This window comes from Mediterraneibacter sp. HA8405 (assembly GCF_056148955.1).
On record NZ_CM148758.1, the window covers coordinates 2,808,529 to 2,821,510 of the forward strand.

At 47.2% G+C, this 12,982-nt stretch carries 12 protein-coding genes; 4 read left to right on the forward strand and 8 right to left on the reverse strand.

Annotation, left to right across the window (positions count from 1 at the left end; all coding sequences use genetic code 11):
- Positions 1 to 353 precede the first annotated feature (353 nt).
- The 3 genes from rlmD to pcrA all read right to left on the reverse strand — a co-directional run bounded on the left by rlmD (position 354) and on the right by pcrA (position 4,519).
- A complete protein-coding gene (rlmD, locus tag AC0QUU_RS13100; RefSeq protein ID WP_474543338.1) occupies positions 354 to 1,724 on the reverse strand; it encodes a 23S rRNA (uracil(1939)-C(5))-methyltransferase RlmD in 1,371 nt (456 codons plus the stop codon).
- 160 nt (positions 1,725 to 1,884) lie between these two features.
- On the reverse strand, positions 1,885 to 2,124 hold the full coding sequence (locus tag AC0QUU_RS13105; RefSeq protein WP_474543339.1) for a hypothetical protein: 240 nt from the start codon (positions 2,122 to 2,124) through the stop codon (positions 1,885 to 1,887).
- A gap of 115 nt (positions 2,125 to 2,239) precedes the next feature.
- Positions 2,240 to 4,519: a DNA helicase PcrA gene (gene pcrA / locus AC0QUU_RS13110; RefSeq protein WP_474543340.1), complete on the reverse strand. Its 2,280-nt coding sequence runs from the start codon at positions 4,517 to 4,519 to the stop codon at positions 2,240 to 2,242.
- Between the two features lie 116 nt (positions 4,520 to 4,635).
- Between pcrA and AC0QUU_RS13115 the strand changes: the two genes are divergently transcribed.
- Positions 4,636 to 5,244, forward strand: coding sequence for a DUF1836 domain-containing protein (locus tag AC0QUU_RS13115; RefSeq protein ID WP_474543341.1), 609 nt, complete (start codon positions 4,636 to 4,638; stop codon positions 5,242 to 5,244).
- 41 nt (positions 5,245 to 5,285) lie between these two features.
- Here the strand turns inward: AC0QUU_RS13115 and AC0QUU_RS13120 are convergent, their stop codons facing one another.
- Both AC0QUU_RS13120 and AC0QUU_RS13125 read right to left on the reverse strand, forming a co-directional pair.
- Entirely contained in the window at positions 5,286 to 5,579 is a 294-nt protein-coding gene (locus AC0QUU_RS13120) for a YerC/YecD family TrpR-related protein (RefSeq protein WP_474543342.1), read from the reverse strand.
- 160 nt (positions 5,580 to 5,739) lie between these two features.
- Positions 5,740 to 6,465 (reverse strand): phosphatase, encoded by a 726-nt coding sequence (locus tag AC0QUU_RS13125; protein WP_474543343.1) that lies wholly within the window; start codon positions 6,463 to 6,465, stop codon positions 5,740 to 5,742.
- Between the two features lie 156 nt (positions 6,466 to 6,621).
- Between AC0QUU_RS13125 and AC0QUU_RS13130 the strand changes: the two genes are divergently transcribed.
- The 3 genes from AC0QUU_RS13130 (at position 6,622) to AC0QUU_RS13140 (ending at position 9,548) form a co-directional block, all read left to right on the forward strand.
- Positions 6,622 to 7,875 (forward strand): tripartite tricarboxylate transporter TctB family protein, encoded by a 1,254-nt coding sequence (locus tag AC0QUU_RS13130; protein ID WP_474543344.1) that lies wholly within the window; start codon positions 6,622 to 6,624, stop codon positions 7,873 to 7,875.
- 178 nt (positions 7,876 to 8,053) lie between these two features.
- Positions 8,054 to 9,106: an ABC transporter substrate-binding protein gene (locus tag AC0QUU_RS13135; RefSeq protein WP_474543345.1), complete on the forward strand. Its 1,053-nt coding sequence runs from the start codon at positions 8,054 to 8,056 to the stop codon at positions 9,104 to 9,106.
- A 130-nt stretch (positions 9,107 to 9,236) separates the two neighbouring features.
- Positions 9,237 to 9,548 carry a hypothetical protein gene (locus AC0QUU_RS13140; RefSeq protein WP_474543346.1) on the forward strand — a complete coding sequence of 104 codons (312 nt, stop codon included), beginning with the start codon at positions 9,237 to 9,239 and terminating at the stop codon, positions 9,546 to 9,548.
- 146 nt (positions 9,549 to 9,694) lie between these two features.
- Here the strand turns inward: AC0QUU_RS13140 and AC0QUU_RS13145 are convergent, their stop codons facing one another.
- The 3 genes from AC0QUU_RS13145 to modB form a co-directional block, all read right to left on the reverse strand.
- Positions 9,695 to 11,089: an MATE family efflux transporter gene (locus AC0QUU_RS13145; protein ID WP_474543347.1), complete on the reverse strand. Its 1,395-nt coding sequence runs from the start codon at positions 11,087 to 11,089 to the stop codon at positions 9,695 to 9,697.
- Between the two features lie 143 nt (positions 11,090 to 11,232).
- A complete protein-coding gene (locus AC0QUU_RS13150; RefSeq protein ID WP_474543348.1) occupies positions 11,233 to 12,270 on the reverse strand; it encodes a sulfate/molybdate ABC transporter ATP-binding protein in 1,038 nt (345 codons plus the stop codon).
- Between the two features lie 3 nt (positions 12,271 to 12,273).
- On the reverse strand, positions 12,274 to 12,978 hold the full coding sequence (modB, locus tag AC0QUU_RS13155) for a molybdate ABC transporter permease subunit (protein ID WP_474543349.1): 705 nt from the start codon (positions 12,976 to 12,978) through the stop codon (positions 12,274 to 12,276).
- Positions 12,979 to 12,982: the final 4 nt, after the last annotated feature.

Here is a 12,982-nt window from a genome sequence, read left to right on the forward strand (position 1 = left end):
TGTACAAAAGAATGCACACAAAAAAAGAACTGCAAGTACCGCAACAGCACCCACAGGTCAATCCACTACACTATAAGTTGGGAAATGTTCTGTTTCACTCTGTAGAAGCTAATATACATTCCGTGAAATAAAGAAACATACCACATTTTCAAAATGTCCATTCTGAAAATCTCTAAGCGCACCTTTATTCCGGTCAAAATATCCGTCTTTTGAACAGCAAAAACGGGATGCTTATCCACACCCCATCTTCGCTGTTTTCCCTTATTTCCGGACATTTCGTCCTTATTTTTGCCAAAAGATATATTTCCGCGGCCAACTACATCCTGTGGCATTTATCTAATTTTCCATTATATTTATACAACAGTTCGTGTCAGCAGAGCGACCGTCTCCACATGCACCGTCTCACAGAACTGATCCACCGCCGTCATCTTCTCCACCCTGTATCCCGCGATCTGCATCATCTCCAGATCCCGTGCCAGGCTTGTCATTTTGCAGGAGATATACACAATCCGCTCCACGCCGTAATTCAGTATCTTCGGCAGCGCCTTCGGGTGTATGCCGTCCCTGGGCGGATCCAGAACGATAACATCCGGCTTTTCCTCGATCTCATCCAGCACCTGAAATACGTCGCCTGCTATGAATTTACAGTTGGAAATACCGTTGCGGGCAGCATTTTCCCGAGCAGCTTCTACCGCTTCTTCGACAATTTCCACACCGACCACTTTTTTTGCCACGGGAGCAAGCACCTGGCTGATGGTCCCGGTACCGCTGAACAGATCAAATACCGTCAGATCCCGGATGTCCCCAATGTATTCCCGCACTGTCTCATACAGCACTTCCGCTCCCTTTGTATTGGGCTGGAAAAAGGAAAATGGCGTGATCTTGAATTCCAGTCCGAGAAGTTTTTCATAGAAGAAGTCCTGCCCGTACAGAATCTTCGTCTCATCGCTTTTTACAACATCTGAGAGAGAATCATTCAGGATATGGAGGATGCCCACGATCTTTCCTTCCAGCTTCAGTTCCAGCAGTCTGCTTACAAGCAAAGTGAGAGCGTGCTCTTCCTGGGTTGTGGTCACCAGATTGACCAGAATCTCCCCTGTTGTATCTCCTCTTCTAAGAAGGAGATGGCGCAGATATCCTGTATGCTGCATTTTTTTATAATAACTGACATTTCTCTCTCGGAAATACTCCAATACACAGAGGAGGATCTTATTCATATCTTCATGTACCAGCCTGCAGTCTCCCGCTGTCAGCACATCATAGGTACTGCCCTTTTTGTGCAGTCCGAGGGAAAGGGGACCGTCCTTATATTCGTCCCCGAAAGAGAACTCCATCTTATTGCGGTATCCGAATTCTTTCGGACTGGCCTTGACGCCCTCAAAAATATAGTCGCCTCTGACCGCCTCATCCATCAGTCTGCGGATCTGTCCTTCCTTCATCTTCATCTGCTCTTCATAGGGCATGGTCTGATACATACATCCCCCGCAGGCCGGAAAGATGCTGCAGACCGGCTCTCTCGTTTCAAGAGGAGATTTCTCCAGCACTTCCAGAAGTCTACCTTCCGCATTTCCCCGCTTAAATTTGTTGATTATAAAGCGGACTTTCTGTCCCGGAATTCCGTTTTTCACTGTAACATACCTGTCCTCTTCCCGGATATAGACAATCCCTTTATTCGGAAAGTCCACTCGTTCTATTACTCCTTCAAAAATCTGTCCTTTTTTCATTCTTTTCTCCAAATTGTCAGACGATTCCCACAGAAGGGGTCCGTCCCCTTTTCCTCAAATTTTCAGAAAATTTTCTTGTTTTCGCAATAAAAGAGGCAGGGTGCGTTGTGCATCCCGCCTGTATTCTGTTCGTTTCTTTATTAATTCTGCTGCTGATATTTTATACCTGATCTTCTTCACTGAAGTAATCATCGAAGTCATCGTCAAAATCATCTTCGAAATCTTCCAGATAATCCGGTGTGAAGAAACGGTATACTGCATATGCAATTCCCGCAACTGCCGCCACTGCGCCGATAATAGCCAGTACCCAGATCACTGTATTTTTCTGTTTCTCATCTTCATTTCTTTTCAGCAAATCACTTAATTTTGATTCAGCAATAAACTCTTCTACCTTGCTCATAATACACGTCCTTTCCCCGTCTGCCGACAGCGGTTTACTTTCTGTTATTATAACACTAACATTTTCAATTTACTACTAATTTATTACAAATTGATGGGAAACTTCACTGATCCGCTTATAGTTTAACCAGTTTTGCAAACATGGCGAACATTTTTCTTGTTCCGGCTCCGTCAAATTCCACAGTTACCTCATAGTCTCTGCCGCCTTCTTTTATGTCCAGCACCGTGCCTTCTCCGAATTTCACGTGCCGCACCCTGTCTCCTACACCGTAGGGAAGTCCGTCCGATGCCTTTGCGGCAAGCTGGCTTCCTTTCTGCAGGGAAGAAAACGACTGTTTCTCTGCTCTCTGTTTCTGTTCACGGGCATAGCCGGCTGCAAATGGTTTTGCCCGGAATGCTTCTCTTGCATTGCGGTATGTATTCTGAACAGGGATCTCCTCATCCTTCTCCATCTTCACTGCCCCTGTGTCCAGGATTTCAAACGGAATTTCTCTGATAAAGCGCGACATCTTGTTAAACTGGGTCTCGCCCCGGATCATTCTCCGCCGCGCGCAGGTCAGCGTCAGCTTCTCTTCGGCCCGTGTAATTCCCACATAACAGAGCCTGCGCTCCTCCTCCAGTTCTTCCTTATCATCTGCTGTAATCGTCATATAACTGGGGAAAAGGCCGTCTTCCATTCCCGCAAGATAAACATGGGGGAATTCCAGGCCTTTGGCGCTGTGGAGCGTCATCAGCACCACATAATCCTGATTCTCATCCAGACTGTCAATGTCCGCCACCAGAGCCACTTCTTCCAGGAAACCGCTGAGCGTGGCCTTCTCCCCCCGGTCCTGGCAGTCTTCTTCATATGCCGCGGCTTTGCTCACCAGTTCGTCAATATTTTCAATCCGGGCCTGTGCGTCCTCCGGATCATCTGCGTCCAGATTCTCTATATATGCTGTCTTTTCAATAATTTCTCCCAGCAGATCCGTCAGGCTTTCCCGCTCTGCCTGTCCCTTGAAATATTCAATCAGGGCGGCAAATGAATCCAGTTTGGATGCGCTCCGGCCCACTCCCGGAATCAGATCCGGCGCCAGCAGCGCCTCGTAAAATCCGATCCCTCTATGAGCCGCCGACTCCTGGATCCGGTTAATCGTGGTAAGCCCGATCCCTCTCTTCGGCACATTAATAATTCTCCGCACTGCCAGATCGTCCATTCCATTGTCAATGGTTTTCAAATATGCAAGAATATCTTTAATTTCCCTGCGGGCATAGAAATTAATGCCGCCAACGATTTTATAGGGAATACTCATTGCCACAAATTTTTCTTCCAGCAGACGGGACTGGGCATTTGTCCGGTAAAGCACGGCATGATCCTTATAAGACGTGCCCTCCCTTACTTCTTCTTTCACGTCCTCCGCAATATAATCCGCTTCGTCATAAGCTGTATCAAACTGGCGCAGCTGAATCTTATCGCCCTCCCCATTGGCCGTCCAGAGCGTTTTTTCCTTCCTTCCCTTATTGTTCCGGATCACATGATTCGCCGCGCTTAATATATTCCCCGTTGAGCGGTAGTTCTGCTCCAGCTTAATCACCCGGGCGTCCGGAAACTCTTTCTCAAAATCCAGAATATTTCTGATGTTCGCGCCCCGGAATTTATAAATAGACTGATCGTCATCGCCGACCACACAGAGATTCCGGTATTTCCCTGCAAGCAGGCTTACAAGCTTAAACTGAACCGTATTGGTATCCTGATACTCATCCACCATAATATAGCGGAACCGTTCCTGATAGTTTTCCCTTACATCCGGCTGCGTATCCAGAAGCTGGACAGTCTTTACAAGAAGATCGTCAAAATCAAGGGCATTATTTGCTTTCAGCTGGGCTTCATACTCCCGGTAGGCCCTGGCAATTTTCTGCTGCGCGAAATCGCCTCCCGCATTCAGTTCAAATTCATCAGGAAGTATCATTTCATTTTTTGCAGAAGAAATCACAGACAGGAGCATCCGCTCCTTAAACTTTTTCGTATCAATGTCAGCCTTTCTGCAGACTTCTTTCATAAGGGTCTTCTGATCGTCTGTATCGTAAATAGTAAAACGGTTATCATACCCCAGCCTGTCAATAAAACGTCTCAGAATTCTGACGCAGGCGGAATGGAAAGTACTTACCCAGATACTCTCTGAACCGAATCCTACCAGATCGTCCACTCTCTGTCTCATCTCCCCGGCCGCCTTGTTGGTAAATGTAATGGCAAGAATATTCCAGGGATTGACTCCTCTTTCCTCAATCAGATATGCAATACGGTGCGTCAGCACTCTTGTCTTTCCCGAACCGGCGCCGGCCAGAATCAGCAGCGGTCCGTCTGTGTGAAATACCGCTTCCCGCTGCGGTTCATTCAAATTATCATATATGCTCATAGAATTCTCCTTTTCTTCAGTATTACCATTATTGAACACCCCTTCCCGATTGTCAACCGGATTTTACTTGCCATCTGGTTTTGATTACTATATAATAAATGTACTGAGGTGATAATATGACAATTGATACAAATGATATACTGAACAGCATTCTGGAAAGTCTCTCCCGCATTGATTATATCCGTCCGGAAGAGATTCCGAATATAGATCTGTACATGGATCAGGTCACGACATTCATGGACACACAGCTGGCGGCCACAAAAAGATATGACGAAGACAAAATCCTGACCAAGACAATGATCAACAATTACACGAAGAACAATCTGCTTCCGCCGCCGCTGAAAAAAAAATACTCCAAGGAGCATGTGCTTCTGCTGATTTTTATCTATTATTTTAAAAACATCCTGTCTATAAAGGATATTGAAACGGTATTAAAACCTTTGAAAGAAAAGTATTTTTCCGGGGAAGAAGAGGTAGATCTCTCAGATCTCTATGAAGAAATCTGCAGTATGGAAAAAAACCGGATCGAACCTCTGCAGGAAGCGGTCAAAGCTGCTTATGACCGGTCTATGGAAACATTTTCTGATGTTTCAGACAAAGAGAACCGGGAAGAGCTTCAGCTCTTTGCATTTATCTGCAATCTGAGCTTTGACGTCTATCTTAAGAAAACAATGATTGAAAAAATTATCGATGGTCTGGCTGTAAAAGACAAAAAGGATGAGTAGAACCGGGCGCTGATTCCAGATCGGAACCAGCGCCTCACTTTTTATTTCTCTTTATCAATTCTTTCAAATACCATGTCATACCCGTCGTTTCCATAATTCAGGGAACGGTTCACCCTGCTGATCGTAGCGGTTGACGCGCCGGTTTTCTCCGCAATCTCAAGATACGTTTTCTGATCACGAAGCATTTTCGCGACCTCAAATCTCTGGGAAAGAGAAAGAAGCTCATTAATTGTACAGATATCTTCAAAAAAGGTATAACATTCTTCTTTATTTTTCAAACTGAGAATGGCACTAAACAGATAGTCTACCGCCTCTGTCCGTATTTTTTTGCTCATATTTATCTAATCTCCTTTTCAGATTCAGATTAATAAAAAACGGCAGCCTGGAAAGCTACCGTTACATTTTAGCACACTAAATTCTTAAAGTCCACCTTTTTATAATGTTTCTGCCGATTTTCATTTACTTTTCCGGCCGGCCGTTCTCAGCCGGTCCGTTTTACAGCGTTCTGCCTATGTTCAGAAATGGTCTGACCTTCTCAAAATCTGTTGTTACCACCAATTCTTCCGGGAAATTGCAATACTCCAGGAGTTCCTTTGCCCGTTCAAAATTGCCTGCGTCCACATCTATATGCGCATCGCTTCCTGTCGTAATGGGAACCCCGTACTGACGGCAGAGATCCAACATAACAAGCATATTTTCCCTTGCGTTTACCCTGCTGCTCTGGGGACGGAGGGATGAATTGTTCAGTTCCAGAAGCGTTCCGGTTTCCTTCGCCGTTTTTACCAGCACCTCATAGTCTACAGGGACTCTGCTGTCGTCCGGATGCCCGATAATATTAATATATGGCTTTTTCATTACTTCCACATAAGCACGGGTATTGTTCTCCACAGTAGCCTCACTCTGATAGCACGGCGGATGAATACTGGCAATGGCAATGTCCAGTCCTTTGCAGACATCCTCCGGAAGATCCACCGTTCCGTCAGAATCCATAATATTCAGCTCCGCGCCCATCAGCAGCTGCACCCCGTTCATCTGCCTTGGAATCACATCATAATTCATAAAATAAAACAGGCCGCATGTCTTTTCCAGCTGAGGCGCATGTTCTGTAATTGCCAGCGCCTGCAGTCCTTTTGCAGCGGCTGCCCGGGCCATCTCCGACAGTGTGCTGTAGGCATGACCGCTGGCGATTGTATGAGAATGTGTATCGACAAGAATTTCCATAATTGCCTTCCTCCTTTAAATCTCTGTTCTGCGTCCAAAGTATAGCACATTTTCCTGCATTTTTCCATTGTCGCCGCGTTTCTTAAATGCTATAATACTATTGTTGCAAATTTTGTTGATTAAAACGAGAGGCGTACAAAAGAGAGGAGTATACATATGAAGTGTCCAATATGCGGGAAAGATGTTGAACTGAAGAACAGACAGGTTGGCACCGATGAAAACGGGGAGCCGGTCTTTAACGAATACGCAATCTGCCGGGATTGCAAAAAGCAGTGGAACCTTGACAAACAGCGTGCGAAAAAAATGGCCGCCAAAGCGGCTGCAGCGCCTGTGGCCGGATCAGAAAGGAAAAGTCCAGTTTCGGAAGCCGTAAAAGTAAAAGCGCCTGCTCCGGAAAAAGAAGCAGCCCTCCGGAAAGCTGCCGAAAAAAATACCCCGGCTGAAAAGGCGTCTGCTGAAAAAAAAGCTGCGGAACAGGAAGCTTCTGAAAAAAACAGGCCTGTAAAAAGAACCGCGCCGCGCAAAAAAGCTGCCGGATCGGAAGAGGAAAGACATTCCGAATCGGCATCTTCAGGATCCGGAACCAGAAAAGCAGGAACGGACAAGACGAAAGCCGCCGCCAGAAAGAGTTCTGACGGCACGGACCGTACCGGGAAATCCGGGGGGACAGGCTCTGTCAAAAGCCGTCCCGCAAAGAAACGTACAGAAGAATCATCCTCTTCGGAAACTGCGGAAGATAAGCGTTATGCGAACATCCCCTCTGAGAAAGTCCGGGCGAAACGTGAAAAGGCAGTACGAAAAGGCTATGAAGATATGCTTTCTACTGACCCGAAACATAAAGCCGTGCGCAAAAAGGCGGCAGATGATAAAGATGATGAAAAAGAAACCTTAAAAGCTTCTTCCGGCAAACGCCGCGACGATGTAAAAGCCGCGCGCAAAGCTCCGGAGCCGGAATTTGATGACAGTTATGACGACGACGATTTTGATTATGATGACGTTGTGCCGAGATTCCGCGCAATGCGTATTGTAATGGGCGTACTCTCTCTTCTCGGTTTCGCATTCTTTATATATAATGGATTTATAGACGGCCTTCAGGGTGTTTCTTCCGGAAGCGGTTCTTCCGGTACGACGTATATTATTCTGGCCCTCTGTTTCCTTGTAGCTGCTATGCTGTACTTCATCATGATGAGAAAAAACACTGTCTTTGCTTTCCTGCTTCCTATGTTGTTCTACCTTGGCGGTGCCATCGCAGCATTTCTTATGAGAGGAAATGATACACTTCTCCTGGTTTCCGCAGCCGCAGGCGGAGTACTGGCCGTAATTTCATTAATTCTGGCCATTGCTTCAAGAGGTTCAGGCATGGAAGATGACGACTATGATGATCCGTTTGAAGATGAACACGACAATTAACTGCACAAATCTGACATCTGAAAAATCAATAAAATATATAACTGAAAATCTGTGCCGTTATCTCTGATACAGAGATAACGGCATTTACTTTTTAATACCCTGCTTGTCTCTCTCAATCACATTTTTCCATACATATCATATAGTAAAAAAGAATGAAAGCAGTTTCACGGAGGATTATATGAAAAAGCGTATACTGGCCTCTCTTCTTTCCGCTGTTCTGACCGCCGGACTTCTTACCGCCTGCTCTGGTGACTCCGGAGACGCCGGCAAATCTGCGCCGGACGATAACAGCTCTGCTGTTCAGGAAGAAGAGAAAGAACTTACAAAAGTAACCTTAAATGAGGTGGCCCACTCCATCTTTTATGCGCCAATGTATGTGGCAATCGAGGAAGGATATTTTGAGGACGAAGGGATCAACCTGGATCTGGTCTGCGGTTTCGGAGCAGACAAGACAATGACCGCTGTAATTTCCGGTGAGGCCGATATTGGCTTCATGGGCTCTGAAGCTTCCATCTATACCTACAACGAGGGAGCAACCGACTATGTCGTTAACTTTGCCCAGCTCACGCAGCGGGCAGGCAATTTCCTTGTGGCAAGGGAAGAAATGGATGATTTCTCCTGGGAAGACCTGAAAGGCCATCTGGTACTTGGGGGACGCAAAGGCGGTATGCCTGAAATGGTATTTGAATATATTCTGAAAGAAAACGGCATTGACCCGGAGACAGATCTGGAAATCAATCAGAGTATCGACTTCGGCTCCACCGCCGCCGCATTTTCAGAGGGCCAGGGGGATTTCACGGTTGAGTTCGAACCGGGCGCCACAACTCTTGAATCCGAGGGAAAAGGCTATGTGGTAGCCTCCCTGGGCGAGGACAGCGGCTATGTTCCCTACACCGCTTTCAGCGCAAAGCAGAGCTATATCGATGAAAATCCTGATGTTATCCAGGGTTTCACAAATGCTCTTCAGAAAGGAATGGACTATGTGCAGGCTCATTCGCCGGAAGAAATTGCCGTTGTTATTGAACCGCAGTTCCCGGAGACAGATCTGGAAACCATCACAACCATCGTAACCCGCTATTACGATCAGGATACATGGAAAAGCAATCTGATCTTTGAAGAAAGCAGCTTTGATCTTCTCCAGGATATTCTGGAAAGCGCCGGGGAACTGGAAAAGCGCGCTCCATATGATGATCTGGTTACAACAAAATTTGCAGCCATAGCCGCCCAGTGATATAATAAAGATACAGCAGATTTAAAACAGCAGCCCGAAACAACTCCCGGCAGAGAATTTCGGGCTGACACTGTGTACAGCGGACAGGCGGTACATTTCTATAACTCTGGAAAGGACGGATGTATATCTCATGATTGATAAAAGACTTGTACCCTTCAGCGGACTGAAGAAGGAGCCTTTCTCCGGAAGCCATCAGGGAATGCGGTATTACCTTGCAGGCGATGACGGCAAAAACAGCACTACCTTTACCGCATACGTATATCCGGAGCCCTGGTGCTTTGAAGAGACGCCGGACGATCAGAAAGAAAGCGCTTCCTTCCCGCTCTCTGAGGAGGGCATGGATCAGGCAATGGCCTGGCTGCATGAACGGTTTGAGACAGAGAAAAAGCGATGGACGCAGGCCTCTCTGGACTCTATGCATACCATCGCCGGAAAAGTTTAGTTTCTTTTTATAATTTTTAAAATTTCTTCTGTATATTGTCACACCGGATTCACATTTTCCTGTTATTCTGAAACCATGAAAACAGAAGACAATGGCTGTTCATACAGCTTGTGTGCACGGCCATTGGACTTCGACTAAATATAGAATCACCGAGAGCGTAAACCGCTCTTTTTTTTGTTTCCGGCATATTTGTCCGGGAATATTTTTTTCAGATCAATTTTGACTACATAGTAGTACATTCCGATCAGAAGCAGAGAAGCCAGCACCCAGGCCGCAGGACTTGCAAGGCATACGCCCAGATAACTTTTCTGACCGGCCGCAATCACGGCAACTACGCCTCTTCCCACCAGCTCGGCCACACCGGCCATCATGGGAAGCAGGCCGTATCCAAGCCCCTGAATTCCGTTCCGGTAAATATTTACAATCGCCAGAGGAATAAAAAAGATTCCAACACAGATAAGATATGTATTTACCGAATCCATAATCAACGCCACATCTTCTGATACGAACAGGTAAGTCATATATTTTCCTACTGTCATGACAAGCGCCGCTGAGACAATGGCATATATGACTCCGATAATTGTAGACGCCTTGAACCCCTGCCGTATCCGGGACACATCTCCCGCTCCCATATTCTGGGCGCCATAGGTCGCCATCGTCGTGCCCATTGCCACGTATGCCTGCGTAACGATCTGTTCAATCTTGCCTGCTGCCGTATATGCCGCTACCAGAGTAGAGCCCAGAATATTCAGGGCAGACTGCACCATCATGGTTCCCACAGCAGTAATCGAATACTGCAGAGCCATAGGAATTCCGATCCGGATCTGCGTCCGCAGAAGATCTCCGGACAGATGCCTGTCATCCCGGGTCAGACGCAGAAGAGGGACTTTTCTGATTATGTAGAACAGACACAGTACTCCGGAAATTCCCTGGGAAATCACCGTCGCGACAGCTGCTCCTGCCGCTCCCATATGAAATACAATGATGAGTACCAGATCCAGCACAATATTCAGCAGAGCCGCCAGAATCAGAAAATACAGAGGCACCTTGCTGTTTCCCAATGCCCGCAGGATGCTTGCCAGAAGATTATAGAGCATCTGGGCCAGTATACCGGCGCTGATAATCATAATATACGCATAGGCGTCTGCAAAAATATCTTCCGGTGTATGCATCAGAACAAGCCATGGCTTCATAAACACCATAAATGCCGCGGTAAGCACCAGTCCCACAACCAGCGACAAGAACGAAGCTCCCACCACGGTTCTGCGCATGGCCGGCATATCTCCGGCGCCGAATTTCTGAGCGGTAAGCACGGTAAATCCTGCTGTCATTCCAACCACGAATCCATAGATCAGAAACATAATCGTCCCTGTGCTTCCCACGGCAGCCAGGGCTTTATTTCCCACAAATTTTCCTACAATTACCGCATCGGCCATATTATAAAACTGCTGAAACACATTTCCGATGAAAATCGGCAGAGTAAAATTAAAGATAATTTTCATCGGACTTCCTGTTGTCATATCAGATTGAACTGCTTTCATAGTATCTTCCCCCGTTACTAAAATCCAAATGCAGATTATATAACAGAAGCGGCACCATGTAAATATACTTTTTCAAAATTTTGCACAGATCATCTGAACCGGCATCCGTCTCTCATCCGGCCGGTATCTGAAAGCGGAATTTCTTACTTCAGGAACAGCATTTTCTCCTCTTCCAGCCTGAGATAATCCGGCAGTCCCCTTTCTTCGATCACGCTCATTTTCTCCCGCTGGATAAACCAGCATACTGTTTCTCCGGCCTTTATGTAATAATTATGTTCAAAAGGAAGTTCCGCGCTGCTCTCCAGGTCGAACTTCAGCATATTCTCTCCGCCCTCTCCCCAGACAGGGACAAAATCATGGGCACGGTATCCGATCCACAGTGTGTCTTCCGGGATCTCGCCGGAGGTATGCAGTGTAATCCCCCAGTCCAGAGCCTCCGCCGTATGCGCGTCCAGCCTGCAGGCGCGGGAAAAGTTTTTGCAGCCGGTCAGCCGGGCCGCCTCTTTGCTCACCGGATTTTCAAATATCTCTTTCGTCTTTCCGCTGACAGCAATCTTTCCCTGGTCTATTACCAGCAGCTCTTCGCTGAAGCGGTACACTTCATCCCGGTTATGGGACACCAGTATTACGGTTCCCTCATAGTCTTTCAGCATTTCTGACAATTCTCTCTGAAGCTGATCTTTCAGATACATATCCAGCGCGGAAAATGGCTCGTCCAGAAGGATGATATCCGGCTCATATGCCATAATACGGGCAAGAGCGACTCTCTGCTGCTGCCCTCCGGACAGCTCTGACGGCAGCCTCTTTTCCAGCCCCTGAAGCTGGAACTTTTCTGCCATCTGTTTCACCCGGGCCGCTGTTTCCGCCCGGTTTCCCCGCAGCCCCGCCGCGATATTCTTCTCTACTGTCATAGTAGGGAACAGGGCGTAATTCTGAAACAGATATCCTGCATTGCGCTTCTGGGGCTTCAGATTAATCCGGGCACTGCTGTCAAAAAAAACTCTTCCGCCGGCCTCGATTTTCCCTTCGTCCGGGACCACAATTCCGGCAATACTCTTAAGCGTCATGCTCTTTCCGCACCCGGAAGCTCCCAGAATACCGATCCGCTTTGCCTCGCTCTCAAAACTGATGTCCAGAAGGAAGCTGTCCAGTTGTTTCTTTATATGTACGGATACGCCCACAGCCTACCACCTCCCTACATTCTTCATCTTTTTCCCGGAGATAAGATTCATCAGAAAGATCACCACAAAAGCGATGAGCATAACTACCGCCACCCAGATTCCGGCAGTCAGATAATCTCCGTCCTGAATAACCATTGCGATCTTCTGGGATATGGTTCCGGTCTTTCCCGGTATATTGCCTGCCAACATGGATGTGGCGCCGTATTCTCCCAGTGCTCTGGCAAACGTCAGAATGGTTCCTGATGCAATGCCCGGACCGGCTGCCGGAATCACAACCTTCCAGAAAATCTGAATATCAGACATGCCAAGCGTACGTCCGGCATAAATCAGATTCACATCGATCTGCTCCATGGCCGCCCTGGCATTGCGGTACATCAGAGGGAAGGCGATCACCGTAGCCGCGATAATACAGCCCAGCCATGTCTGTACCACTTTAAAACCGAATTCATTGAACAGGAATTCTCCCAGCGGGCGCCTGCGGCTGAACAGAAGCAGCAGGAAGAATCCCGCAACCGTGGGAGGAAGCACCATGGGCAGCGTCAGAATTCCGTCAATCACCGCCTTTTTCCCCGGAGACGCCTTTACTACTTTTCTGGCCGCGAATATACCCAGAAAAAAGGAGATTACCGTAGCTACCACTCCGGTCTTCAGCGAAATAAACAGCGGACTCCAGTCCAGTTCCTTTAAAATATCCATTATCTCTTCCATGTAT